Below are 24,623 nucleotides of genomic sequence, written 5' to 3' on the forward strand. Positions count from 1 at the left end.
AAGAAAGTGGGAAGCCCCACCCTCTCAGTTTTATTTGTTTAAGTAAGGTAATAGATAACCATATCCTGCTTTTCCCATCTCATCCTTGGCTACAAAGCGCAAGGATGCAGAATTAATACAGTAACGCAGGCCACCTAACTCCCGAGGTCCGTCTGTGAAAACATGACCCAAGTGAGCATTTCCTGACCGAGAACGAACCTCGATTCGCTCCATTCCATGACTCAGGTCCTTGTAGTAATGAATCAATTCCTTAGAAATCGGACGGCTAAAACTTGGCCAACCACAACCTGAGGCAAACTTATCCTTAGCAAAAAATAGTGGCTCCCCTGTCGTGATGTCTACATAAATCCCCTCTTCAAAAGTTTGGTCATAAGCATTACTAAACGGCGCCTCTGTAGCAGCTTCTTGCGTAACACGGTAAGACTCTTCAGTTAATCTTTCCTTTAACACCTCTTGACTCGGCTTTTCATAGTTTGATGCATCAATCAATGGCTTATCAGCATCCGTCACATCGATATGACAGTAACCAGAAGGATTTTTCTTGAGATAGTCTTGGTGGTAATCTTCAGCCAGAATGTAATGGCGAAGTTTTTCCACTTCTACTGCAATCTTTCGACCCAGCATACGCTCCTGCTCCTGCACCACTGTGTAGATGGCTGGCAAGTCTGCTTCATCTTGGTAATAGATTCCTGTCCGATATTGGCGACCACGGTCATTCCCCTGCTGGTTGATAGACAAGGGATCAATGACACGGAAATAATAGAGCAAAATCTCTCTGAGTGACACTGCTTTCTCATCATAAACCACTTGAACAGTCTCCGCATGATCTGTTTCCTTGAGCAGCTGATAATTGGTCGTTTCAACTTGACCATTAGCGTAGCCGACACTGGTTGCTAGCACTCCTGAAATTCGTGAAAAATACTCCTCTAGCCCCCAAAAACAACCACCTGCTAGATAAATTTCTGCCATCTTTATTTCTCCTTTGTCAAGTTTTTAACTAATACTCTTCGAAAATCTCTTCAAACCACGTCAGCGTCACCTTACCGTAGGTATGGTTACTGACTTCGTCAGTTCTATCCACAACCTCAAAACACTGTTTTGAGCAGCCTGCGGCTAGCTTCCTAGTTTGCTCTTTGATTTTCATTGAGTATAAACTTCTTTTCAAAAAAAGGACAGGAAGCCCTCTAATCAAGAGTTTCCCCATCCTATCTTCTATTCTTTATTTTACTTCAACACGAACACCTTGGGTATCAACTTTCAAATCATGAAGTTTACCTTTGAAAGACTGCTTTTGCAATTCTGCCTTAATCGCCGGCATCTTGTCATGAGAAGCCAAGATCATCACTGTCGGTCCGGCACCAGAGAGATAGGTTGCATAGGCACCATTCTCTTTAGCTACTTGCTTAATCGTCGCAAATTCTCTCACCAGATCCTGACGGTAGCGCTCGTGGAAGAGGTCTCCCTCAATTGCTTGTCCAGCTGTCACCATATCTCCCGCCAACAAAGCTGCGACAGCCACATTGGCGATAGAACTAGCCGCAACAGCTTCCTTGTAGGATAATTTCTTAGGAAGGACACCACGACTGTCTCGAGTACGTAATTCATAGTTGGGAATATAAGCTAGAAAATCACACTCTGGGAAGTCAGCCACAATCGCTGAAACATTTCCTTCAACAGAACTTGCAATAACGAGATTACCGTAAATTGCTGGAGCCACATTGTCAGGATGTCCTTCTATCTTGGTCGCCAGCTGCAATTTATCGTGGTTAGATAAGTTGAGCTTGCCCAGTTGGTTAGCCAGTTCAATCCCAGCAACGATAACAGAGCTAGAAGAACCCAAACCACGCGCCAAGGGAACATCACTGGTCATTTTCAAGCGTCTTGGTTTCAAGTCAGGCGCAATTTGCAAGGCAATCTTGAGCAGGAGATTACGCTCGTCATGGGGAATCCATTTGCCAATCTGGTGTTCAATCAACCACTCATCCCGTTCTTCACAGACCTCAATTTGAAGATACTTGGTTACAGCTACACCAACCGAATCAAAACCTGGCCCGATATTGGCACTGGTCGCAGGTACAATAATCTTCATCCTATTCTCCTAACACCTTGAAGGTATTCAAGAGGTCAAATTCTGAAGCTTTGGCCAACTCAGCTGAAACCTTCTCAAGTTGTGTTTTATTGATCTTATGTGTAATAATCACTACACGCGCCTTGTCACCCTCTTTGCCATCTTGGAGGATTTGCTTGAAGGAAATATCTTGAGCATTAAAGATTTCAGCAAGTTTCAAGACCTGGCCTTTTGAGTCTGGTGCCAAGATTGAGAAATAGTAGTTTGCTTTAACATCTTCTGGATTGGCCAAGACTAGGTCACGGCTGTATTCATTGAAGTCTTTACCGATGGTACCATCATTCAAGCGACGAACGATACGGACAATATCCGCCACAACACTTGTTGCAGTTGGTTTTTGACCCGCACCTGGTCCGTAGTACATAGATTCACCGATGCCAATAGATTCTACAAAGACAGCATTCATCACGCCATTCACACTAGCAAGTGGATGTGCTTTAGGAAGGAAGGTTGGAGTCACTTCTGCAGCAATACCTGAAGGAGTTTCCTCGATAGAACCAACCAATTTCACTACATAGCCAAGGTTTTGGGCAACAGCGACATCTTCTGGTGTGATGTTGCGGATTCCCTTGTGGGCTACATCGTCAAAAGCAACCTTCATCCCAAAAGCAAACTGGCTCAAAATCACCATCTTGTAGGCTGCGTCAATCCCATCCACGTCATTTGTAGGGTCGCTTTCTGCAAAACCTAATCTTTGAGCTTCAGCCAGAGCATCATCATAAGACCAGCCTTCTTCGACCATTTTGGTCATCATAAAGTTAGAAGTTCCGTTTACGACACCAAGAACGCGTGTGATTTTATCAGAAGCCAATGAATTTGCCAAAGTGCGAAGAATTGGAATCCCACCAGCAACTGCTGCTTCGTAGTAAAGTGCTACATTATGCTCTTTAGCGATTTCTAACAATTCTGCACCATGGACAGCCAAAAGGTCCTTGTTAGCAGTAACAACGTGTTTCCCAGCTTCCAAGGCGCGAGTGATAAAAGTTTTAGCTGGTTCAATACGACCCATCAATTCCACTACAATCGTAATGTCCTGATCTGATAAAATATCGTCTACATTGGTTACAAAGTTAAAGTCATTTCCTGCTGCAAGCAAGCGATTCTTTTCATCTTCATCCTTGACCAATACCTTGGCTACTTCAATCCCTGAATGAGCTGACTGAACGATTTTTTCTCCATTTTCCTTTAGGAGGAATGGCACACCACTTGCAACGGTACCAAATCCAAGTAAAGCAATTTTAACTGTCATGTTTGTCTCCTCGAAATTTTCTGATATAGCCATTATAACAGAATTTTGTGAAAATTCCTATTATAGTAAATCACTATTTCAGTCTGATAAAGAAAAAACGAATCCCATGATTCACGCAAAACATCAATAAACCACACATAAATTCTATCACATTTAGGGGAATCTATTCTTCATTTTCTTATATCAATATCAATTGACAACAATTCAAAAACATGCTATAATTCATTGTATATCAGAAGAGGAGAATCTAATTACTTCTGGAAGTGTGAATAACACTTAGCAAATTGATACGCCTCATAGACTGCTTACTTTTAAAATCATTTGAAATCAAAGTAAGATTAAAAAATGGGATAGTCACTGTATATCAGAGAATTTATGAGAATAGTAGAATCACTGGCCTTTAACTTATATCACTTCACTTACATGAACGATATAAGCCTATCTCACAAAAAAGGAAATCAATTTGCTTCCAAGATTTAAGAGTCTCTCCTTTATTGAAAATGCACAGAAGATACCACTCTATACGATACATTTTAGAAGGTGGTTACTTTGCTCAAGAAAAACTATATCAGAGGATGAAATTCCCTGACGCAGAAAGGAATCTAAAAACTATTATGATGAACATGCAAAACATGATGAAGCAAGCCCAAAAACTAAAAAAAGACATGGATATTGCTCAAGCTGAATTAGCTGCAACTGAATTCACTGGAAAATCTAGCCAAGATTTAGTCGTTGCAACTCTAACTGGTGATAAAAAGGTTGTTAAGATTGAATTTAAGCCTGAAATTGTAGACCCAGAGGACTTAGAGACTCTATCTGATTTAACTAGTCAAGCTATCAATCATGCTATTGACCAAATTAATGAGGCTGCTAAACAAAAACTAAGTGCTTTCTCAGGCGGACTATCTTTCTAGTTCTATTGAGTTTTAACACTTATAACTGTTGGTCAACTGTATCAAAATTACATTCTATAATAAAAGGAGAGGTTCTTTCTAGTTCCTCTCCTTTTTATTGTTTAATTCCAAAAATTTCAGTTCACATATTGTAAACTGAAATTCAAACACTTTCCTACTTACTATTTTTATACTAGGTCTTAACGACTATAAATGTAAAGTCTAGGCTAGAAATCAAAGAATTCCGTTGCTTTTTTTAACAGCAACTCCGTATACTCAGGATCGTCTTGCGCTGTCGTTACTTGTAACTGAACCATTTCAAGATTATCCGTAATCATTCCATCTGCCCCAAGCCGAACTGCTTTATCAAAAGACTCAGAACCATTAACAGTCCAAACATAAAGCTTTTGTTCCGTATACCAAAGTTTAGTGACAAAGTATTCATCCAATGTTGAATACTCCATAGTATATCCTGTTGCCTTGGTTTTTGGGAAAATACTGTTATATGGTAGGATGAAATAAACTGGAATAGTCGAATCATATTTCAAAACTTGGTCAATCACATGATAGTCTAGTGATTGCATCTGATGACCATACTGCTTGATAATCGATCCATACTTCTCTAGAAAACGTTCCATCATTTGTGGACTGTCTTTTTTACTGGTTTTGATTTCAATCAACAATCTTTGATGAAGTTCATTCGCGCGATTGAGATAGTCATCAAAACTAGATATCTTGGTTCGATAGCCATTTTCAGAAATATCTAACCCCGTCAACTCCTCTAGGGTCAAGTCTTGAGGATTAGCGTTAATACCGGCCAAGTTCTTAAGATTGGCATCATGCATCATCACAAACTGACCATCCTTGGTCTCCTGCACATCCATTTCAATTAAGTCTGGCTTCAGTTGAGCTGTTTTTTCCAAAGACTGTACAGTGTTTTGTACACCATTTTTATTGCTTACTCCCCTATGAGAAATCACTAAAGGCGTGTTGGTATCAGGAGATTCCAGATAGATATAGCCTTCTAGCGCAAAAAAGATACTAGCACAACCCATAACCCCCCACCTCATCAGGTGATCTTTTTTTCTTCTTGGCATAATCTCCAGCTCCTCTCCTGTCAAAAAGGAGACAAACTTAACAAGGAAATAAGTCAAGGCCATATAGTGAACATTTTTCATCAAGACGAAGTTGATGAGACCAAGAATCAAAGATTCTTTCTGAGTGAAATTATCCATTACAAGCTGAGTAAATAGCAAAGGAAGCAATAACACAAAGAAGAAGAGATAAGTTTTTATAACAATGAGAAGCAAGTTCCAAGCGTAAAAGAGAACTTGTTTTTTTGTCTTTTGCAGACTATATTTTACCCCTTCTCTCACAGTTTTTCTTTCAAAGAGGATTTTCGGAAGGGCAAACATGAGTCGGACAGACACATAGAGCAAAATCCAAGCAGACACAAAAATCATCAAGCCAACTAGCCAGTGCTTGTCTTCTAGGTAAGTCACGATAAAGTCTGGAATGACGATTTTATTCAAGTAATAAATTTTTAGAATTTTCCTGATGAAAGGAAATAGCATGGCCACATAGAAGAAAACAAAGGCCATCTTACAGAAGCTCAAGCGTTTCATGAACCGAAAACTTTGCTGGAAAACTTTGCGACTGTACTCAATCAAGGTTCTCTTTTCATGATAAAGAAGGTGGCGTGCTCCAATAAAGAGGAGGCAAATTTGAAAATAAGCTACCAAAAGATTGATTGCTATCAAAAAGAGAAAGGCCAGACTGATTAAAGGAGAACTCGTGATAATGGCAAAAATATTATTGTAAGTAATAAACAAATAGCCTGTTTGGCTGAGTAAAAGACCAGCAAGCCAAGAATTGAGAGGTAGCCACAGATATTCCACCATCATGAAAATTAAGAAAAAGAGGAAAAGAACTTTATCTAGGTTGAGGTAAATCTTCCTAAAACCTAGCTTTTTAGGTTTTTCAGGTTTCATAAGCACTCCTAGTCTAAAAATTGGGATAAATCTAAGCCACCGAAAGGATTATTCATCGAAAAACTACTCTGGTCTTCTATTAATAGCTTTCCTTCATCTGATTCCAAAAAAGCCTCGTAAACACGCGCCGTCATGCGGGCATCCTCTAAACTGTTATGAGACTTCCCGTGAAAGCCTAAAAAATTTGCAACAGTTTGCAATTTAAGATTGGCTATGCCGTGTAGGTCAGAACTACGGCGTTCAAAAGCCTCCTCATATAGATCAACCTTATACTGGTCACGATAATCAATACCATGCTCCAAGAGAATAGGCAAATCACTCTTAGCTGCATTGTAACCAACGATAGGTAAGTCGCCAACAAATGCTTGAAAGTCCTTTAAAACTTGTTCTACTTTTGGCGCATCTTTCAAGGTTTCAGCTGTGATCCCAGTCAAACCATTGATAAAACTCTTCAATGGGGCTGTAGTATGAACATAAGAATCAAAAGTAGCACATTCTTGTCCATCTTGAAAACGGACTGCTGATACTTGAATTAAATGGGTAACCCCCTCGTGTTGATTGAATTCCAAATCAAAGGAGATATAATCTCTTAATTTTTCCATTATTTACCTCAATTACTACCCAAACTAAACTATAAATAATAAAAGAAGCCATTAGGTTAATGAGTAACCCAAACAGCTTCTTTATTTTCCTCCAAAAAGGCGAGCAAAAAAGCCTTTTTTGGTTGCTTGGACTTCTTCTTTTGCTTGGTCCAACTCGAGTTTCAAGGTTTCTTGATCCTTCATGGCTTGAAGAGTTAACTGTTGCTGTTGGTCCAACTGTTTGTCCTTTTCAGCAATCTGTCGGTCTTTGATACGCATCTGTTCATCTTTTTCTGATAACTGGCGGTCTTTTGCCTTGAGCTGCTCGTACAAACGAAGAATTTCAGCATTTTTCTCATCGACCAAGATTTCCATCAGTTCACGTTGTTTGACATCATCACTGACTGGTTCATCTTCAAAAATCGTTTTTTTGTAGATTTCTTCTAGCTTGATCAAGCCACTTCGAGTAACTACAGTTACACCTTTGTCATTTTTTTTCGTGTCCTCTTCTGGAAGTTCTTTGACACGATTGTTGATTGCTTGACGAGATAGTCCTAAGACCTCTGCAATCTCACTGACGGTCATTTCAATACTCATAATATCCTCTGAAACGTTTTCTAGCTTTTCTTTATTTAAATCTTATCATAAGCTAGATAAACTGTCAAATTTCCGCTTAATCCAAAGCCTTTAAAAAGGCTAGTAAGACTTGGGCAGAACGACGTCCAGCTTCGATAATAAACTCATCAAAAGAGATAGAGGCTTCATGATTGGCATTGTCACTCATAGCACGAATGACTAGGAACGGTAAATTAAGAGACTGAGCCGCTTGTGCAATAGCAGCCCCTTCCATTTCAACTGCTAAAACATCAGGGAAGTGGGATTTGATACTAGCAATCTTATCATCTCCGGCTATAAAACTGTCCCCTGTAGCAATCAAGCCTAGGTGCCAGGTCTGTTCTAACTGAGATAAGTTTTCTTTAATCCTAGCGATAAATTTCTTATCTGATTCAAAGTAAAGAGGTTGACCAGCCATTTGGCCATAAGCATAGCCAAAGGCAGTCACATCCACATCATGGTATGCTAGTCTATCTGCAATCACGACATCACCAACAGCAATCCCTTCGGCAAGAGCACCTGCTGATCCTGTATTGATGATAGCTTCTACTTGGAAGTGGTCAGCTAGAATAGCTACACTCATAGCCGACATGACCTTTCCAATCCCACTCTGAACTAGAACGACTTCTGTATTGCCAACAGAGCCAGTGTAGTAAGTATTTCCGAGAATTTGGACTTCTTGAGGTTTATCCAAATTCTGAGTTAAATATACGAGTTCTTCTGGCATGGCAGCAATGATTCCAATTTTCATTTCAAGTCCTTTCAATTACAAGAGTTTCATTGCCAACACTAACAAAATCAAAAGTAGGATGACTGCAAACAAGATGCGATTGAGTTTCGAATTAAAAACATTTCTCTTAGTGTTCTCAATGCGGCGACTCTTATGAATTGTTGGTTCTACTTCGATTGTAAGTGTATCTTGACTAAAACCGTGGTCTCTAGAGCGTGAATAACCAAAATGTTGTGAAGATGTTGGTAGGATCTTTGTTTCCTCATCATCTTGAAGAGGTGGTCCTGAGATTTTCTCACCACGATTGGCACGTTCAATCATTTCGTCTGTTAATAAAGGTTTTCCCATGGGTTGCTCCTCTATTTCTTTTGTAGTTCCCAGTACTGGATCGCCATAATAGTTTTGGCATCACAGATATGACCTGACTGGATCAGGTTTTTGGCTTCCTCTAGGCTTACTTCTAGGACTTCCAAAGTTTCATCATCATCTTGTGGGCGAGGATTTTCCACCTTGACCAAATCACTAGCGAGGTAGAGTTTTAGTTTTTCATTACAAAATCCAATCGCAGAATAGAAATCGTACAACAGTTCTAACTTACCAGTGTAGGCAACTTCTTCTTCCAATTCACGAAGCGCCGCTGCCATTGGATCAGCATTTTCACCAAGTTCTAGTTTACCAGCGGGAATCTCATAAGAAACCGCCTCGATAGCCTTTCTGTATTGCTTAACGAGAACGATTTTGTCCTCGGCTGTCACAGCTAATACACAAACAGCTCCATTGTGAAAAATCAAGTCACGTTGGGCAGTCCCCTTTCCTTCTGGTAGTTCCACCTGGTCTTGTACTAGTTTGAAAATAGGACCTTGATAGATTTCCTTCCGACTTATCGTTTTTTCTTCAAATTCCATGACAAACTCCTACTGGTTCTTGGGATGATGAGGGAGGCGAGTCGCATATTCATCTTTGTTGACCTGACGTCCACGACCGATAGCAATGGCATCAGCAGGAACATTCTTGGTAATGGTTGAACCCGCTCCAACCAAAGAATTATCCCCAAGTTCTACAGGAGCAATAATAGTTGAGTTTGAGCCAACAAAGACATTATTGCCAATGACAGTTTTGTATTTATTTTTGCCATCGTAGTTGACTGTAATGGTTCCTGCACCGAAATTAACGTTGCTACCCACTTCACAGTTTCCAATATAAGTCAAATGACCCGCCTTGGTATTTTCACCGATTGAAGAGCCTTTTACTTCAACAAAATTTCCAATGTGAACTTGAGCAGCCAGACTTGAACCTGGACGGATATGGGCATAAGGACCAACTGTTACACCGTCCGCAACACTACTTTCTTCAATCATAGAGTTGGTAATCACGGCTCCAGATCCAACGGTACTATCTACGATATAAGTTCCATTTGTTAAAATAGTCTCCGCACCAATCTTCGTTTGACCTTTCAAGGTAACGTTGGCTTCGATTTGGACTTCAGGAGCAATCTCAACATCAATATCGATGTAAGTTGCTTCAGGATTGACAAAGCTAACACCATTAACCATATGCTTTTGGTTGATACGGCGACGCATAACTGCTTCTGCAGTCGCAAGAGCTACACGGTCATTTACCCCGAGGCTTTCATCAAAATCCTTGAGAGTATAGGCCCCAACCTTCTCACCCGCATTACGGAAAATACCAATCACGTCAGTAATATAGTACTCACCTTGGGCATTGTTGGTGTTGATGTTTTTAAGGGCTTCAAAAAGACGCTCATTGTCAAATACATAAGTTCCTGTATTGATTTCCTTAATTTGCTTTTCAAAGTCTGTGGCATCTTTCTGCTCCACAATGCGAAGAACTTCAGCATTATCATTGCGGACGATACGACCATATCCAAAAGGATCAGCTGCTTCAGCTGTCAAGATCGTCGCCACATTTTTGTGATTAATATGGAAATCCAAGAGGTTTTTCAAGCTTTCACCTGTAATCAGAGGAGTATCTCCAGCGATAACCAATGTGTGGCCTGTACGATTTTGGAGAATAGGCTCTGCCATCATGACAGCATGCCCAGTTCCTAGTTGTTCTGATTGGGTAACAAAGTCCGTCTGACCGGCTAATACTTGCTCAACTAGCTCTGCCTTGTGACCAACTACAGTAACTGTTTTTTCAGGTTGAATAGCACCAACACTACGAAAAACATGTTCCAACATCGAAATTCCAGCTACTTTATGAAGTACCTTTGGAAGATCTGATTTCATGCGAGTACCTTTACCCGCTGCTAGAATAATGGCATAATTTGACATAATCTTCTCTTTTCTCTAGAAATTCCCTTATATTATACCATAATTTAAGTTATGAGGAAGAATCAATCAAGAAAAAAACGTTAAAGATGGACCGCACTTATAAGGATAAAGTCCAAATCTATGACTAAGGAAACCAGGAATCAGCTTAAAGCAACTTTCAAATATATTTGGAGTACGTATTTCTACATTGACATACACGTTTAGTTTGATTGACCGTTACGGGATAGAAATCGTCAAGAAAGGGAAAAATCATTACTATTCTCCTGAATTAAAACAAGAAATCATTGATAAAGTTTTACTTGAAGGTCGTTTGCAACTAAGCGTTGCTCTGGATTATGCTCTCCCAAGTAGGGTGATACTTTCAAATTGGCTGGCACAATACAAGAAAAACGGGTATACCATTGTTGAGAAAACAAGAGGAAGGCCAGATAGGATGGGACGTAAACGAAAGAAAACTTGGGAAGAAATGACAGAACTAGAGCGACTTCAGGAGGAGAATGAACGCTTACTTACTGAGGTGGCCTACCTAAAAAAGTTAAAAGAGTTAGAGGAAAGGGACGAGGCCCTAGAGCGAGAAAGGCAGAGGCAGTTAGAGAAATGGTTTCAGGAGGATTTCGACTAGATTTACTTCTTGAAACAGCTCGTTTACCTCGCTCAACTTACTACTATCAGTTGAAGGAACTAGATGGGCTTGACAAAGATAAAGATCTTAAAACTGAAATTCAAGCTATTTTTACTGAGCACAAAGGAAATTATGGCTATCGCTGAATAACTCTTGAATTGAGGAATCGTGGTCATATAGTAAACCATAAAAAGGTCCAACGTCTGATGAAAGTCCTTGGTTTAGTGGCTCGAATTCTTCGGAAACGGAAGTATTCTTCTTATCAAGGAGAGATTGGCAAGAAAGCAGATAACCTTATTCAACGCCAGTTTGAAGCATCGAGGCCAATGGAAAAGTGCTATACAGATGTGACAGAATTTACCATTCCAGAAAGCAGTCAAAAACTCTACTTATCACCAGTTTTAGATGGCTTTAATAGCGAAATTATCGCATATAATCTTTCTACTTCGCCCAACTTAGAACAAGTGAAGAGTATGTTAGAACAGGCATTTACAGAGAAACACTACGAGAAGACTATTCTCCATAGCAATCAAGGATGGCAATACCAACACCAGTATTATCATCGCTTTTTAGAGAGTAAAGGTATTCAGCCTTCCATGTCACGTAAGGGGAATAGTCCAGACAACGGTATGATGGAGTCCTTCTTTGGAATTCTTAAGTCTGAGATGTTTTACGGTTATGAGGAGACATTTCAGTCAATTAAGCAATTGGAACAAGCTATTGTAAACTATATTGATTATTACAGCAACAAACGGATTAAGGTAAAACTAAAAGGACTTAGCCCTGTGCAATACAGAACTAAATCCTTTGGATAAATTAATTGTCTAACTTTTGGGGGTCAGTATATTAGAAATCTTTTATTTCACAGCTTCTTTCAAAGCGTCTACCTTGTCTAATCGTTCCCATGGAAGGTCAATATCTGTACGTCCCATGTGTCCATAAGCCGCTGTTTGACGGTAAATTGGACGTTTGAGGTCTAACATTTGGATAATTCCTGCAGGGCGAAGATCAAAAATTTGACGCGCTGCTTTTTCAAGCTTGCTTTCAGCTACTGTTCCTGTACCAAAAGTATCGATACGAACAGAAACAGGTTGCGCCACCCCGATAGCATAGGCCAATTGTACTTCTGCCTTCTTAGCAAGGCCTGCTGCAACGATATTCTTGGCAATGTAGCGAGCTGCATATGACGCAGAACGGTCCACCTTAGTCGCATCCTTACCAGAGAAGGCACCACCACCATGACGAGAGTAACCACCATAAGTGTCCACGATAATCTTACGGCCAGTCAAACCTGAGTCTCCTTGAGGTCCACCGATTACGAAACGACCAGTCGGATTGATGAAGAATTTTGTCTGCTCATCCAAATAAGAAGCTGGGATAACCTCTTTGATGACCTTGCTAATCACATCTTCGTGGATTTGTTCATTACTAACTTCTGGGTCATGCTGAGTTGAAATAACGACTGTATCCACGCGTACTGGACGGTCATTTTCATCATACTCAACAGTAACTTGTGATTTGGCATCTGGACGGAGATAGCTGATTTCACCCGACTTACGAAGCTCTGCCAAGCGACGAACCAGTTTGTGGCTGAGTGAAATTGGCAATGGCATGAGTTCTTCTGTTTCATCCACTGCAAATCCAAACATGAGCCCCTGGTCTCCAGCTCCGATCAAGTCAAGTGGATCTTGATCTGCATTTCCACGGACTTCCAAGGCTTCGTTAACACCTTGGGCGATATCCGGTGACTGCTCAACAAGCGATGGATGAACTCCAACTGTTTCCGCAGAAAAACCATATTCTGCATTCGTATAGCCAATCTCTGCAATGGTATCACGAACCACGCGGTTGATATCCACATAAGCATTTGTAGAAATTTCACCAAAAACATGGACAGAACCAGTATATACAGCTGTCTCAGCAGCAACGTGCGCTTCTGGATCCTTGGCTAAAATAGCATCCAAAATCGCATCTGAAATTTGGTCTGCAATCTTATCTGGATGCCCCTCAGATACAGATTCAGACGTGAATAATTTACGTTCTGACATAAAAATGTCCCCCCTTAAAAAATATTGTTATAGAGTTACAAAGTACTGATAGGAAGACGATTAGCAACGTACCCTACCACCTTATCGGGACTATATAACCTAATCATTATAACATGAATCTTTGAAAAATTCCCGTATTATTACTATTTTTCTCAACAGGAAAATATTTTCTAGTACCAACCAATAAAAATTTCTTAAAGTAGACTGAATCGTACTCCATGAGTTAGGCAGAAAAATCTAACTTATGGAGTGTTTCACTATGAAATTAATTTATGATGATAAGATCTTACTGGAAGATCATTCAACAAGATAGCCGTAAACTCAGCGATAAGCGATGTTATTGACCTACTTTTCGCATGCACTTGATAAATAAAGAGATTCTGATAAATAAAGAGATTCTAGACAAGCTTTTGAACTATTCAGAAGACTTGAGACACCACTATAATCTCTATCAACTCTTGCTTTTCCACTTTCAGAATAAGGAAGCTGAAAATTTTTCGGAATCATTGAGGACAATCTAAAGCAGCTTCATACTCTTTTAAAACCTTTCTTAAGAATAAATCAACTCCCTCCAATTACCCTATTCCAACGCCAAATTGGAAGCGACTAATAATCTCATTAAACTTATCAAACGCAAGACCTTTGATTTTCGGAATTTTGAAAATTTCAAAAACCGTATTTTCATTGCTCTAAATATCAAAAAAGAAAGGACGAAAATTGTCCTTTCTCGAGCCTAGCTGACTTTAACCCACTACAGTTGACAATGAGCCATTAAAAAAACAGTAAAACCACTTGGTTCTACTGTCTCATTTTTAAAATCATTTCACTTCTTTGAATAATTCATTTTAGGTTAGCTTGTTAAAGTCCCAGATTTGGTCCATCCAGCCTTCATAAAAGTCTGGTTCGTGGCAAACCATGAGGATTGAACCCTTATACTCTTTCAGAGCACGTTTGAGTTCATCCTTGGCATCCACGTCCAAATGGTTGGTTGGCTCGTCCAGCACTAAGACGTTATTTTCACGATTCATCAAGAGACAGAAGCGAACCTTGGCTTGTTCTCCACCTGACAAAACCTGAATTTGGCTTTCGATATGCTTAGTTGTCAAACCACAACGAGCAAGGGCTGCACGAACTTCTGCCTGATTGAGTGCTGGAAAGGCATTCCAGACAGCCTCTAGAGGTGTCTGACGATTGCCCCCTTCTACTTCCTGCTCAAAGTAGCCAAGTTCTAGATAGTCGCCACGTTCGACTTCTCCAGCAATTGGCGGAATAATGCCCAAGAGAGACTTCAAGAGAGTTGTTTTCCCAATACCATTGGCTCCAATAATAGCAACCTTTTGATTGCGTTCAAAGGTGAGGTTTAAGGGTTTAGTAAGTGGACGGTCATAACCAATCTGCAAGTCCTTGGCTTGGAAGATAAAGCGCCCAGGTGTACGAGCTGGTTTGAAATCAAAGGATGGTTTTGGTTTCTCACTTTGAAGTTCAATAATATCCATCTTATCCAATTTCTTTTGACGGGACATGGCCATATTACGCGTTGCAACACGCGCTTTGTTTCGAGCCACGAAATCCTTGAGGTCTGCAATCTCTTTCTGTTGACGTTCATAGGCCGCTTCTAACTGAGATTTCTTCATAGCATAGACTTCTTGGAACTGGTAATAGTCACCAGAGTAACGCGTCAGCTGTTGATTTTCAACATGATAGACGATATTGATTACGTCGTTGAGGAAAGGAATATCATGCGAAATAAGGACAAAGGCATTCTCATAGTTTTGAAGATAACGCTTGAGCCAGTCAATATGCTCAGCATCCAAGTAGTTGGTTGGCTCGTCAAGCAACAAAATATCTGGTTTTTCAAGGAGGAGTTTAGCCAAAAGCACCTTGGTTCTTTGGCCACCTGATAAGGCTGTTACATCCGTATCCATGCCATAGTCCATGACACCGAGAGCACGCGCTACTTCATCTATCTTGGCATCCAAGGTATAAAAATCACGACTCTCCAAACGATCTTGGAGCTCCCCGACTTCTTCCATCAGCGCGTCGATATCCGCTCCGTCTTCGGCCATTTCCATATAGAGGTCATTGATACGAACTTCTGCTTTAAATAGCTCATCAAAGGCTGTACGGAGAACATCACGCACAGTTTGACCTTCCTTTAGCACAGCATGCTGGTCCAAATAGCCAGCAGTCACATACTTAGACCACTCCACCTTTCCTTCGTCAGGTAACATCTTACCAGTCACAATGCTCATAAAGGTTGATTTTCCTTCACCATTGGCACCAACTAAGCCGATATGCTCTCCCTTGAGGAGACGGAAGGACACATCTTCAAAAATTGCACGGTCACCAAAACCGTGACTCAGATTTTTAACTTCTAAAATACTCATTCTAATTCCTTATCTTGTTTTTATGCAGTCCTTTATAGAGGAGCCAAGCCAGATAGCCTCCCAGGGTATTGGTCCACAAATCATCAATCTCAAAGACGCGATTAAAATCAAAGAAAAAGTCTAAGATCAGCTGCGTACACTCAATTCCTAGACTCAGTAGAAAGCTGAGAAGGAGGATTTTTTTCGTTTGTCGCAAGTTCGGACGGAGATAGATGAGTTGAAAGACCAGAGGGAAGAGCAAGAAGACATTTAAAATGTTCTGCAAAAAGAGCCAAAGGACTTGTCCCACACTAGTCACTTCACCCAGTTTCCAAAAGGAATTTAAGGGAGTTAAAAGAAAAACCAGGCGTCCAAAAGTTTGAATACCTGGAGTTTCCACTCCTGTAGGAAGTTGAGGCTGGGGAGTGAAGCAAAAACAGACAATGCATAGGCTGTAAACAGCCACTCCCAATTTTAAGATTAATTCTCTTTTTTTAGTCATTTTATGGATTTACCGCTGCGACTGCCTTCTGGCGATCACGTTTCATTGTATTGGAGCGCAATTGTCCACAAGCTGCATCAATATCTGTACCATGCTCTTGACGGACAACACAGTTAATCCCTTTTTTCTTTAGGGTATCATAGAAGGCCATCACGCGCTCTTTAGGACTACGGCTATATTGGTCGTGTTCACTAACTGGATTGTAAGGAATTAAGTTTACATAAGACAATTTCTTGATGTTCTTGAGCAATTCAGCCAACTCCAAGGCTTGTTCAACGCCATCGTTGACTTCATTGAGCATGATGTATTCAAAGGTCACACGGCGATTGGTTGTTTCGATATAGTACTCAATAGCTGCAAAGAGCTTTTCAATCGGAAAGGCACGGTTAATCTTCATGATGCTTGAACGCAATTCATTGTTTGGTGCGTGAAGAGACACAGCCAGATTGACCTGTACGCCTTCATTAGCAAAGTCACGAATTTTATGGGCCAAACCTGAAGTTGAAACAGTGATGTGACGAGCACCGATAGCCATCCCCTTGTCATCATTGATAGTACGGACAAAATTCAAAACATTGTTGTAATTATCAAATGGTTCACCAATTCCCATAACAACGATATGGCTGACACGTTCATCCTGGCCACGTTCATCAAAGTATTTCTGAACTAGCATGATCTGCGCTACGATTTCCCCGTTATTAAGATCACGTTGCTTCTTGATCAAGCCTGACGCACAGAAGGTACAACCAATATTACAACCGACCTGAGTGGTCACACAGACTGACAAACCGTAGTGTTGACGCATGAGTACTGTCTCAATCAACATGCCATCTGGCAACTCGAAAAGATACTTAACAGTACCGTCAGCTGACTCTTGTACAATCCTTTGTTTCAAAGGATTGACCACAAACTGGTCATTGAGCTTAGCAATCAAATCCTTGGAAAGGTTGGTCATTTCTTCAAATGACTGGACACGTTTACGGTAAAGCCATTCCCAGATTTGATCTGCTCGGAATTTCTTTTCCCCTTGTTCTAATACCCATTCTTGCATGTTTTGACGTGTTAAACTATAAATAGACGGTTTCATCTCTTCTCCTTATTCTCTATCTATTTCTGACGAATGACAAAATGGCGCTGTCCCTTGTCCTCTTTCTGAGACTTTTGGTCCTTATGACGACGTCTATTTCGCTTATCGGCATTTGGTTTTCTCTTATTTTGCGAAGGTTTCTTGCCTCTTCTAGGAAGGTTTTCCTCATCCTTTTTACGCAATTTTTTGTCAAATGAAGCCCGTTTCGGTGCTTGGTTTTCTAGGACAAAATAGGCACAACCATAACTACAGTACTCCAAAAGATAGTCCTGTAACCGACTAATCTTTTCATTTTTTTCCTCTGTTCGGTCGTCTTTGTAAAAGCCACGTAGACGGAGCTGCTCATTGCTCCAGTCCCCCACGACATAATCAAATTTGGTCAACACTTCTGAGAAGCGTTGATTAAAGACTGTCACATCGAAAGCATCCTTGATATTTTCAACCAAGGTAAAAGCGATTCCTTCAGTCTCAACCTTATCCCCATTCATATGAAATTCTGGGCCAGGAAACTTGTTATAGTTGTATAATTCAGGTGCAATTTCTTTACGCATAGTCTTCCTTTTCCACGATTACTTAACACTCTATTTTACCATAATTTCTAGCAGTTAGCACGTTTCTCATAAAAATGAAAAAAGTCTGACGATTTTGTCAGACTCCTGCCTTATAAAGCAAAAAGAGAAGAATAACTCTTCCCTTCCTATTCATTATTTTGCTGCTGCGTAGAGCTCGTCTACTTTGTTCCAGTTGATAACTGAGAAGAAAGCTTTGATGTAGTCAGGACGTACATTGCGGTATTTCACGTAGTAAGCATGTTCCCAAACGTCCAAGCCCAAGATTGGTTTTTTACCTTCTGAGATTGGTGTGTCTTGGTTTGCTGTTGAAGTTACTTCAAGTTTTCCTTCTTTGTTGACAACCAACCAAGCCCATCCAGAACCGAAGCGAGTTGTAGCTGCTGCTGTAAAGGCTGCTTGGAACTCTTCAAATGAACCAAATGTTGCATCGATTGCTGCTGCAAGTTCTGCTGAAGGAGCAGTTTTTTCAGGAGTCATCAATTCCCAGAAAAGAGCGTGGTTCAAGTGCCCACCACCGTTGTTGATAAGTGCTTGACGGATATCAGCTGGGATAGAATCTACATCAGCAAGCAAAGCTTCAAGGTCTTCACCAATTTCAGGGTGTTTTTCAAGAGCTGCATTTGCATTGTTGACATAAGTTTGGTGGTGTTTGTCATGGTGCAAGTGCATTGTTTCAGCATCGATGTATGGTTCCAAGGCGTCGTATGCGTATGGAAGGTCTGGTAAGATAATAGCCATCTGTAATACCTCTTTTTCTTTCTATATGAAAATGATAACGCAATCATCCTCTTTTTTCAAGTTTTTTGCTCAATTTGCCTCTGCCGCGATCTGCAAAAGTGCCTTTTCAAACAAGTACCCCTTTTCATAGACACCTGTCTTAATCTGGTAGTCTGTTTCAATCAAATAAGAAATCGCTCGCTTGAGAAAGGAAATGGAAATCCCTCTCGAATCTCTCAATGCAAACTTGATTTGATAAGGATTAGGATTGCGCCCCAAATAAGTTCCCAGACTGCTTGCAATCTGCGATTCCGTCTGACCAGTCTCTGATAAAATCTTCACTTGGGTAAAGGTACGAAACTGTCCTAACATGACAGCTATGAGCTTGATCTCATCCTCCCCTTGCAAGGTCAAGTCTCTAACCAGGTCACGGGCCAGGTCAATCTTCTTAGCTAAAATAAGCTGAGTCAAATCAAAAATATTGTCCTGCAGAGTCTTTGGAATAGCCTCGACAATATCCTTCTCCTCAATCACGCCGTCGGGCTTATAAGACTGCAAAAAAAAGAGATTTTTCTGGATTTCACTAAATTGAAAACCAGATTTGAGAAGTAGATTTTCAAAGGATTGCCCCACAAACTGCAGACCTTGTGTCTGACTCCATTTTTGGAAATACTGGCGGAGTTCTTGTTCCTTGGGTTCAATAGCATCAAAGACAGTCGCATCTCGTTTGAGCAATTTGACCAGCCGTCTTTTATTATCTAACTTTCCTTCTGCAAAAATCAACAACTTGGTTGTTGGCGAAGGGTTATCAAGGTATGCCTCAAACGACTTGAGCTCATCATCTGTTAAAAAGCGTTTCTTGGCAGTTGTGATATCGACAAAATGGTCTAATATCACGATTTTCTCATCCGCAAAGAAAGGGAGACTGACCAACTCCAACTCTAAGTCTTTATATGTTACTTCTTTCATATCAAAGTAAGCAAAGTTAAGATCAGCTGGATCATAACCAATCTGTTTCAACACTTGACTCTTCATAACTTCAAACTGACCCTGGTCTGTCCCAGTAAATAGATTCAAGCTAGATAAATTTGATAGAGATACCTTTTGACTCTCTTCTATGGCTAGCATCTTCTCTCCTTTCTTCTGATTTTTTATTAAACTTAATCAATATAGCGCAATTTCCCACGGAAATCTTCTAGGCTCTCGTACCCTTTTTCCGCCATAATAGCTTTCAGTTCATTGGTAATGCGTTCAAAAGCACCGACGCCTTCTTTGTGAAGGGTAGTCCCTACTTGCACCATACTCGCACCGCAGAGGATGTGTTCAAAGGCATCACGACCCGTTAGAACACCACCCGTTCCGATAATTTGGATTTGCGGATTGAGACGTTGGTAGAAGGCATGTACATTCGCTAGAGCAGTTGGTTTGATGTACTCTCCACCAATGCCACCAAAACCGTTTTTAGGACGAATAACGACAGACTCATCTTCTATATAAAGGCCGTTTCCGATAGAGTTAACACAGTTAACAAACTTAAGCGGATATTTGTTGAAAATAGCTGCTGCTTGGTCAAAGTGAACAATGTCAAAATATGGTGGTAATTTAATTCCAAGAGGTTTGGTAAAGTAGGCAAATACTTCTGCCAAGATACGGTCTGTTGTCTCAAAATCATAAGCAATCTGAGGTTTTCCTGGAACATTTGGACAAGATAGATTAAGCTCTGTCAGTCCTTTGAATTCACTCTCTTGAACTTTTTTCAAGATGGTATGTGTTTCTTCTGGAGACATGCCAACTAGAGATAGGAAGAAAGTACGGTTTGGCTCTTTTTCCTGCAAGTCCAAAAGATAGTCCAGATAGTAGTCTAAGCCGTTATTTGGCAAGCCCATAGAGTTGATAGAACCAAGTGGAACATCCTGGTAGCGTGGCTCAGGATTGCCCTGACGAAAGTCCAAGGTCGCTGTCTTCGTGACAAAAGTACCGGCTGCTGAATTTTTGACCCCTTCAAGCTCCTCTATCGTCATACAAGCCACACCAGCTGCATTCATCAAGCAATTGTCAAACTCAAAGCCAGCTATTTGTGTTTTCGTTGATACCATGATTCTGATCCTCCAGATTCCTTTTATTTCTAATATTATACCATACTTTAAGATTTTCTCTTTGAGAAACTAATTTCTATAAAAAACGTTCGGTTTTGTAAATTGAAAGAATTTTTAGAAAATTTCTGTTTTTTTCTTTACACTCAAAAAAAATTCTGCTATAATGGCTCATGTAATAAAATATAACAACAAAAAGGAGAACGATATGACATCTGCTAAAGACTATATCCAAAGCGTGTTTGCAACTGTGAAAGCTCGTAACGGGCATGAGGCTGAATTTCTCCAGGCGGTTGAAGAATTCTTCAGCACTTTGGAACCTGTATTTGAAAAACATCCTGAGTATATCGAAGAAAACATCTTGGCACGTATCACTGAGCCTGAGCGCGTGATTTCTTTCCGTGTTCCTTGGGTTGACCGTGATGGAAAAGTCCAAGTGAACCGTGGTTACCGTGTTCAATTCAACTCAGCTGTTGGACCATATAAAGGCGGACTTCGTTTCCACCCAACTGTAAACCAAGGGATCTTGAAATTCCTCGGCTTTGAACAAATCTTTAAAAATGTCTTGACTGGACTTCCAATCGGTGGAGGTAAAGGTGGATCAGACTTCGATCCTAAAGGGAAGACTGATGCTGAAGTGATGCGCTTCTGCCAAAGCTTCATGACTGAATTGCAAAAATACATCGGACCATCACTTGACGTCCCAGCTGGTGATATCGGTGTTGGTGGACGTGAAATTGGTTACCTTTACGGACAATACAAACGTCTTAACCAATTTGATGCGGGTGTCTTGACTGGTAAACCTCTTGGATTTGGTGGTAGCTTGATTCGTCCAGAAGCAACTGGTTATGGATTGGTTTACTACACTGAAGAAATGCTCAAAGCTAATGGTAACAGTTTTGCTGGTAAGAAAGTGGTAATTTCAGGTTCTGGTAACGTAGCTCAATATGCTCTTCAAAAAGCGACTGAACTTGGTGCGACTGTTATCTCTGTATCTGACTCAAACGGTTATGTCATCGATGAAAATGGTATCGACTTCGATCTTTTGGTTGATGTTAAAGAAAAACGCCGTGCTCGTTTGACTGAGTACGCAGCTGAGAAAGCAACTGCTACTTACCATGAAGGTTCTGTATGGACTTACGCTGGAAACTACGACATCGCTCTTCCATGTGCGACCCAAAACGAAATCAACGGCGAAGCAGCTAAACGTTTGGTTGCTCAAGGAGTTATCTGCGTATCTGAAGGTGCTAACATGCCTAGTGACCTTGATGCGATTAAAGTCTACAAAGAAAACGGAATCCTTTACGGACCTGCCAAAGCTGCCAACGCTGGTGGTGTAGCTGTATCAGCGCTTGAAATGAGCCAAAACAGCCTTCGCCTTTCATGGACTCGTGAAGAAGTTGATGGACACCTCAAAGACATCATGACCAACATCTTCAACACAGCTAAAACAACTGCTGAAACATACGGACTTGGTACCGACTACCTTGCAGGAGCAAATATCGCTGCCTTCGAAAACGTAGCAAACGCTATGATTGCCCAAGGTATTGTTTAATTAGTCGATACATCCTATCGGAGGACAAATGATGAACTTACGGCCAATGGAAGTGAGAGACAATTCAGCTGTAGCGCTGCTCATTCGAGCTAGTCTTGAAGAATTCGGGCTTGACAAACCTGGAACTGTCTACTTTGATTCTCATCTAGATTATTTGGCCGACTACTATCAACAGCAAGAGAGAGCAGCTTACTTTATTCTGGAAGATGAAGGACAGCTGGTTGGCTGTGGTGGCTTTGCACCTGTGTCTGATAAGATTGCTGAATTACAAAAACTGTATGTCACTAAAAATAGCCGTGGCAAAGGTTATTCCAGCAGGTTGATAAAGCGGATATTCCAGGAAGCCCGCCTAGCAGGTTATGAACAGCTTTATCTAGAAACCTCTACTGAACTGGCTACGGCCGTGGCCATCTATCAGCACTATGGTTTTACAGCATTGCAAGAACCACTTTCTAACGCCGCTGGCCATCCTGCTATGAATATCTGGATGATAAAGTCTCTCTTATCAGATGAATAGATGTCAGTATACTCTGGTCGTCTCGAGGACATCAGTATCAAGATCCTCAGCACAGCTAAAACAACTTTTAAAAATGTAGCCAAGGCTATGATAGTAAAGGTATTGTTTCAATTTATTTTTCAATCCCCAATCACTCTGATTGGGGATTTTTGTATTAGTTTTAAAAAAGCCCACTATTTCTAATAGTAAGCTTAAAATCAAGATCTATTTTACCTCTACTAAGGCAAAAGACAGGCATTCAACTATTTCATTTACTGTTTCATCTATGTCTAGATCCTCATTATCATTTAACATCATTGGAATAACATAAGAAAGACTCAAGGCTAGAATATAACGAACAATTCTTTCATTTGACCAATCTCGGATAACGCCATTTTCTTTAAACTGATTCAGAGCTGGACTAATTGGCTTAATGATAGAGTGAATAATAACATTCCCTAACTGGTCAAAAATAGTTTTATCAATAAAAGAACGACTTAAGAGAATTTTAACTTGCATTTGATTCTCCTGAATGAAAACTAGTCTATCTCGAACAATGCTTCTCAAAAACACTGGGAAACTCTCTTGGTTTGCTGTAAATTTCTTCTCAGAAAAATCAGCAATCACATCTGGAATAACCTGTTCGAGAAAAGTTGATAGAATAGCTTCTAAGATGCCTTCTTTGGTTTTAAAGTAACTAAAAACTGTCCCTTCTGAAACTCCAGCCTCCTTAGCAATAAGGCTTGCTGTTGTATTTTCAAAGCCAATTTCTGAAAATAACTTTAAACTTGATAACAGTACTTGACATTGTTTTAAACTCAAATTGCTATTTTCTAATGTCTGGGCATACTTTTGTTCTAAACTTTCCATTACTAGCACCTCCCTACTACCCTCTTACTTTTACAACTTTCTTACCTCGAGTGTGTCCCGACTTCAGGCTACGATATGCCTCTCTAACTGACTTTAGAGAAAAATCATAAACCTGATCAATATTCAGCCAAACCTTCCCTTCTGAGACCATTTCTGCTAGAGTGTTTAAATCATCATATGTGGAATGTCTTGGTCCTGTGAACTGGGCTCCTCTTATCATAACATATGGTGAAGGTACTAGCGTTCCAATATCCGTTCCCTTCAATCCTAAACTGAAAGCCAATTTAACATAATCCCTTCCATAGCAATCCAAGAATTTTGTAATCGGCTTTGGACTTGCTGATAGAAGAGCATTCTGGATGTTCTCTTCGTAAGCTACTGGTATGGCACCTAAGGACTTCAGGTATTCTGAATTTTTCTTACTTGCAATTCCGATAACCGTTGCCCCCTTAGCAACTGCATACTGTACTGCGATACTTCCAATACCTCCTGCTGCGGCTGAAATAACAACAGTATCTCTTGAATTTAAACCGATTCTTCTAAAAGCCCCACCCACAGTTAGAGAGGCTACACCCATAGTAGCTGCATGGTTCATATCAATCATCTCTGGCTTCAACACAATTTCTGATTCATTGACACAAATTTCTGTTGCCAAAGCTCCCCTCTTGGTTCCCAATCCAGGGTCACTGATCATTGTTCCAAAAACCTTATCACCTACTGCAAACCGACTTACTCCTTCACCAACTTCTGTGATAACTCCAGCAAAATCCCGACCAACACCTCTTGGAAAAAGAGATGATTTTGACTCAAACCAACGACTTGGCTTCCTTAGTTTTGTCATAAAAGATAGAAATCGGAGTGGCTTTGCACCTTCAAAAGTCTTATAATCAATAGGATTTAAACCAACAGCATGAACTTCTACCCTAACTTGATTCTCTTTCAAAACATCAGATTTAATGTTCACTAAATCTAACACTTCTTCATCACCGAAACGACTATATTGTATTGCTTGAACAACCATTGTATGAACTCCTTTACACATCTACAAAATTGAGTGAGCACTCAATCACTTTTCTTGATTATATGCTTATTCCCCATAGATGTCAACTATACTGTTTCCAAAACTTCTAACTAAGTTAGCTGTTCATGATAAAAATAGATCTATTTTCTCTTATGAAAGATTATCAAACTATAACTCAAAGAAATCCGACTGC

23 protein-coding genes and 2 pseudogenes are annotated in these 24,623 nt (G+C 40.3%); 5 read left to right on the plus strand and 20 right to left on the minus strand.

Annotation, left to right across the window (positions count from 1 at the left end; translation table 11 throughout):
* Positions 1–30: 30 nt before the first annotated feature.
* The 3 genes from msrB to K1I97_RS01965 all read right to left on the minus strand — a co-directional run bounded on the left by msrB (position 31) and on the right by K1I97_RS01965 (position 3,377).
* Positions 31–969 carry a peptide-methionine (R)-S-oxide reductase MsrB gene (msrB, locus tag K1I97_RS01955; protein ID WP_223332304.1) on the minus strand — a complete coding sequence of 313 codons (939 nt, stop codon included), beginning with the start codon at positions 967–969 and terminating at the stop codon, positions 31–33.
* A 250-nt stretch (positions 970–1,219) separates the two neighbouring features.
* The gene (gene thrB / locus K1I97_RS01960; protein ID WP_223332303.1) at positions 1,220–2,089 is read right to left on the minus strand and encodes a homoserine kinase; all 870 of its coding nucleotides are present in this window, start codon (positions 2,087–2,089) and stop codon (positions 1,220–1,222) included.
* A gap of 1 nt (position 2,090) precedes the next feature.
* Positions 2,091–3,377, minus strand: coding sequence for a homoserine dehydrogenase (locus K1I97_RS01965; protein WP_223332302.1), 1,287 nt, complete (start codon positions 3,375–3,377; stop codon positions 2,091–2,093).
* A 614-nt stretch (positions 3,378–3,991) separates the two neighbouring features.
* Here K1I97_RS01965 and K1I97_RS01970 point away from each other — a divergent pair.
* Entirely contained in the window at positions 3,992–4,291 is a 300-nt protein-coding gene (locus tag K1I97_RS01970) for a YbaB/EbfC family nucleoid-associated protein (RefSeq protein ID WP_223332301.1), read from the plus strand.
* A 206-nt stretch (positions 4,292–4,497) separates the two neighbouring features.
* Here the strand turns inward: K1I97_RS01970 and K1I97_RS01975 are convergent, their stop codons facing one another.
* The 7 genes from K1I97_RS01975 to glmU form a co-directional block, all read right to left on the minus strand.
* Positions 4,498–6,261 carry a glycerophosphoryl diester phosphodiesterase membrane domain-containing protein gene (locus tag K1I97_RS01975; protein ID WP_223332300.1) on the minus strand — a complete coding sequence of 588 codons (1,764 nt, stop codon included), beginning with the start codon at positions 6,259–6,261 and terminating at the stop codon, positions 4,498–4,500.
* Positions 6,262–6,269: 8 nt separating this feature from the next.
* A complete protein-coding gene (locus tag K1I97_RS01980; RefSeq protein WP_213951975.1) occupies positions 6,270–6,863 on the minus strand; it encodes a 3'-5' exonuclease in 594 nt (197 codons plus the stop codon).
* Positions 6,864–6,944: 81 nt separating this feature from the next.
* On the minus strand, positions 6,945–7,439 hold the full coding sequence (gene rocS / locus K1I97_RS01985) for a chromosome segregation protein RocS (RefSeq protein WP_000021252.1): 495 nt from the start codon (positions 7,437–7,439) through the stop codon (positions 6,945–6,947).
* Between the two features lie 76 nt (positions 7,440–7,515).
* Positions 7,516–8,208: a 5'-methylthioadenosine/adenosylhomocysteine nucleosidase gene (locus K1I97_RS01990; protein WP_223332299.1), complete on the minus strand. Its 693-nt coding sequence runs from the start codon at positions 8,206–8,208 to the stop codon at positions 7,516–7,518.
* 15 nt (positions 8,209–8,223) lie between these two features.
* Positions 8,224–8,535, minus strand: a complete 312-nt coding sequence (macP, locus tag K1I97_RS01995; protein WP_000517873.1) for a cell wall synthase accessory phosphoprotein MacP — start codon at positions 8,533–8,535, stop codon at positions 8,224–8,226.
* A gap of 11 nt (positions 8,536–8,546) precedes the next feature.
* Positions 8,547–9,092, minus strand: a complete 546-nt coding sequence (locus K1I97_RS02000) for an NUDIX hydrolase (protein ID WP_000393797.1) — start codon at positions 9,090–9,092, stop codon at positions 8,547–8,549.
* A 9-nt stretch (positions 9,093–9,101) separates the two neighbouring features.
* The gene (gene glmU, locus K1I97_RS02005) at positions 9,102–10,481 is read right to left on the minus strand and encodes a bifunctional UDP-N-acetylglucosamine diphosphorylase/glucosamine-1-phosphate N-acetyltransferase GlmU (RefSeq protein ID WP_223332298.1); all 1,380 of its coding nucleotides are present in this window, start codon (positions 10,479–10,481) and stop codon (positions 9,102–9,104) included.
* Positions 10,482–10,567: 86 nt separating this feature from the next.
* On the opposite strand from glmU, the pseudogene K1I97_RS02010 reads away from it, so the two are divergent.
* Positions 10,568–11,918, plus strand: a pseudogene (locus K1I97_RS02010) (IS3 family transposase).
* A 42-nt stretch (positions 11,919–11,960) separates the two neighbouring features.
* On the opposite strand, the gene metK reads toward K1I97_RS02010, so the two are convergent.
* Positions 11,961–13,151 carry a methionine adenosyltransferase gene (gene metK / locus K1I97_RS02015; RefSeq protein ID WP_223332297.1) on the minus strand — a complete coding sequence of 397 codons (1,191 nt, stop codon included), beginning with the start codon at positions 13,149–13,151 and terminating at the stop codon, positions 11,961–11,963.
* Positions 13,152–13,420: 269 nt separating this feature from the next.
* Between metK and K1I97_RS02020 the strand changes: the two are divergent.
* Positions 13,421–13,888: pseudogene (locus tag K1I97_RS02020) on the plus strand (transposase); the annotation flags it as partial.
* A 108-nt stretch (positions 13,889–13,996) separates the two neighbouring features.
* On the opposite strand, the gene K1I97_RS02025 reads toward K1I97_RS02020, so the two are convergent.
* The 7 genes from K1I97_RS02025 to K1I97_RS02055 all read right to left on the minus strand — a co-directional run bounded on the left by K1I97_RS02025 (position 13,997) and on the right by K1I97_RS02055 (position 20,491).
* Entirely contained in the window at positions 13,997–15,538 is a 1,542-nt protein-coding gene (locus K1I97_RS02025; RefSeq protein ID WP_223332296.1) for an ABC-F family ATP-binding cassette domain-containing protein, read from the minus strand.
* A gap of 1 nt (position 15,539) precedes the next feature.
* Positions 15,540–16,019 carry a VanZ family protein gene (locus K1I97_RS02030; protein ID WP_223332295.1) on the minus strand — a complete coding sequence of 160 codons (480 nt, stop codon included), beginning with the start codon at positions 16,017–16,019 and terminating at the stop codon, positions 15,540–15,542.
* Position 16,020: 1 nt separating this feature from the next.
* Entirely contained in the window at positions 16,021–17,106 is a 1,086-nt protein-coding gene (gene rlmN, locus K1I97_RS02035; RefSeq protein WP_223332294.1) for a 23S rRNA (adenine(2503)-C(2))-methyltransferase RlmN, read from the minus strand.
* A 20-nt stretch (positions 17,107–17,126) separates the two neighbouring features.
* Entirely contained in the window at positions 17,127–17,657 is a 531-nt protein-coding gene (locus K1I97_RS02040) for a YutD family protein (RefSeq protein WP_223332293.1), read from the minus strand.
* A 153-nt stretch (positions 17,658–17,810) separates the two neighbouring features.
* Positions 17,811–18,416: a superoxide dismutase SodA gene (gene sodA, locus K1I97_RS02045; protein ID WP_000974728.1), complete on the minus strand. Its 606-nt coding sequence runs from the start codon at positions 18,414–18,416 to the stop codon at positions 17,811–17,813.
* A 69-nt stretch (positions 18,417–18,485) separates the two neighbouring features.
* Complete coding sequence (holA, locus tag K1I97_RS02050) at positions 18,486–19,523, minus strand: DNA polymerase III subunit delta (RefSeq protein WP_223332292.1); 1,038 nt, start codon at positions 19,521–19,523, stop codon at positions 18,486–18,488.
* Between the two features lie 32 nt (positions 19,524–19,555).
* The gene (locus tag K1I97_RS02055; RefSeq protein WP_125389200.1) at positions 19,556–20,491 is read right to left on the minus strand and encodes a dihydroorotate oxidase; all 936 of its coding nucleotides are present in this window, start codon (positions 20,489–20,491) and stop codon (positions 19,556–19,558) included.
* 205 nt (positions 20,492–20,696) lie between these two features.
* Here K1I97_RS02055 and gdhA point away from each other — a divergent pair, with 205 nt between their 5' ends.
* Both gdhA and K1I97_RS02065 read left to right on the plus strand, forming a co-directional pair.
* A complete protein-coding gene (gene gdhA / locus K1I97_RS02060) occupies positions 20,697–22,043 on the plus strand; it encodes an NADP-specific glutamate dehydrogenase (RefSeq protein WP_223332291.1) in 1,347 nt (448 codons plus the stop codon).
* A gap of 31 nt (positions 22,044–22,074) precedes the next feature.
* Positions 22,075–22,560, plus strand: coding sequence for a GNAT family N-acetyltransferase (locus K1I97_RS02065; protein WP_223332290.1), 486 nt, complete (start codon positions 22,075–22,077; stop codon positions 22,558–22,560).
* Between the two features lie 204 nt (positions 22,561–22,764).
* On the opposite strand, the gene K1I97_RS02070 is transcribed toward K1I97_RS02065, so the two are convergent.
* Both K1I97_RS02070 and K1I97_RS02075 read right to left on the minus strand, forming a co-directional pair.
* Positions 22,765–23,409, minus strand: coding sequence for a TetR/AcrR family transcriptional regulator (locus tag K1I97_RS02070; protein WP_223332289.1), 645 nt, complete (start codon positions 23,407–23,409; stop codon positions 22,765–22,767).
* A 16-nt stretch (positions 23,410–23,425) separates the two neighbouring features.
* Entirely contained in the window at positions 23,426–24,430 is a 1,005-nt protein-coding gene (locus K1I97_RS02075; protein ID WP_223332288.1) for an NADP-dependent oxidoreductase, read from the minus strand.
* Positions 24,431–24,623 lie beyond the last annotated feature (193 nt).

Origin of the sequence: Streptococcus oralis, from assembly GCF_019929345.1 — a bacterium.
Classification (GTDB): Bacteria; Bacillota; Bacilli; order Lactobacillales; family Streptococcaceae; genus Streptococcus.

Excerpts from the sequence above, each read along its gene's own strand:
- msrB (WP_223332304.1), bottom strand. The coding sequence starts at position 969 with ATGGCAGAAATTTATCTAGCAGGTGGTTGTTTTTGGGGGCTAGAGGAG.
- thrB (WP_223332303.1), bottom strand. The coding sequence starts at position 2,089 with ATGAAGATTATTGTACCTGCGACCAGTGCCAATATCGGGCCAGGTTTT.
- K1I97_RS01965 (WP_223332302.1), bottom strand. The coding sequence starts at position 3,377 with ATGACAGTTAAAATTGCTTTACTTGGATTTGGTACCGTTGCAAGTGGT.
- K1I97_RS01970 (WP_223332301.1), top strand. The coding sequence starts at position 3,992 with ATGATGAACATGCAAAACATGATGAAGCAAGCCCAAAAACTAAAAAAA.
- K1I97_RS01975 (WP_223332300.1), bottom strand. The coding sequence starts at position 6,261 with ATGAAACCTGAAAAACCTAAAAAGCTAGGTTTTAGGAAGATTTACCTC.
- K1I97_RS01980 (WP_213951975.1), bottom strand. The coding sequence starts at position 6,863 with ATGGAAAAATTAAGAGATTATATCTCCTTTGATTTGGAATTCAATCAA.
- rocS (WP_000021252.1), bottom strand. The coding sequence starts at position 7,439 with ATGAGTATTGAAATGACCGTCAGTGAGATTGCAGAGGTCTTAGGACTA.
- K1I97_RS01990 (WP_223332299.1), bottom strand. The coding sequence starts at position 8,208 with ATGAAAATTGGAATCATTGCTGCCATGCCAGAAGAACTCGTATATTTA.
- macP (WP_000517873.1), bottom strand. The coding sequence starts at position 8,535 with ATGGGAAAACCTTTATTAACAGACGAAATGATTGAACGTGCCAATCGT.
- K1I97_RS02000 (WP_000393797.1), bottom strand. The coding sequence starts at position 9,092 with ATGGAATTTGAAGAAAAAACGATAAGTCGGAAGGAAATCTATCAAGGT.
- glmU (WP_223332298.1), bottom strand. The coding sequence starts at position 10,481 with ATGTCAAATTATGCCATTATTCTAGCAGCGGGTAAAGGTACTCGCATG.
- metK (WP_223332297.1), bottom strand. The coding sequence starts at position 13,151 with ATGTCAGAACGTAAATTATTCACGTCTGAATCTGTATCTGAGGGGCAT.
- K1I97_RS02025 (WP_223332296.1), bottom strand. The coding sequence starts at position 15,538 with ATGAGTATTTTAGAAGTTAAAAATCTGAGTCACGGTTTTGGTGACCGT.
- K1I97_RS02030 (WP_223332295.1), bottom strand. The coding sequence starts at position 16,019 with ATGACTAAAAAAAGAGAATTAATCTTAAAATTGGGAGTGGCTGTTTAC.
- rlmN (WP_223332294.1), bottom strand. The coding sequence starts at position 17,106 with ATGAAACCGTCTATTTATAGTTTAACACGTCAAAACATGCAAGAATGG.
- K1I97_RS02040 (WP_223332293.1), bottom strand. The coding sequence starts at position 17,657 with ATGCGTAAAGAAATTGCACCTGAATTATACAACTATAACAAGTTTCCT.
- sodA (WP_000974728.1), bottom strand. The coding sequence starts at position 18,416 with ATGGCTATTATCTTACCAGACCTTCCATACGCATACGACGCCTTGGAA.
- holA (WP_223332292.1), bottom strand. The coding sequence starts at position 19,523 with ATGCTAGCCATAGAAGAGAGTCAAAAGGTATCTCTATCAAATTTATCT.
- K1I97_RS02055 (WP_125389200.1), bottom strand. The coding sequence starts at position 20,491 with ATGGTATCAACGAAAACACAAATAGCTGGCTTTGAGTTTGACAATTGC.
- gdhA (WP_223332291.1), top strand. The coding sequence starts at position 20,697 with ATGACATCTGCTAAAGACTATATCCAAAGCGTGTTTGCAACTGTGAAA.
- K1I97_RS02065 (WP_223332290.1), top strand. The coding sequence starts at position 22,075 with ATGAACTTACGGCCAATGGAAGTGAGAGACAATTCAGCTGTAGCGCTG.
- K1I97_RS02070 (WP_223332289.1), bottom strand. The coding sequence starts at position 23,409 with ATGGAAAGTTTAGAACAAAAGTATGCCCAGACATTAGAAAATAGCAAT.
- K1I97_RS02075 (WP_223332288.1), bottom strand. The coding sequence starts at position 24,430 with ATGGTTGTTCAAGCAATACAATATAGTCGTTTCGGTGATGAAGAAGTG.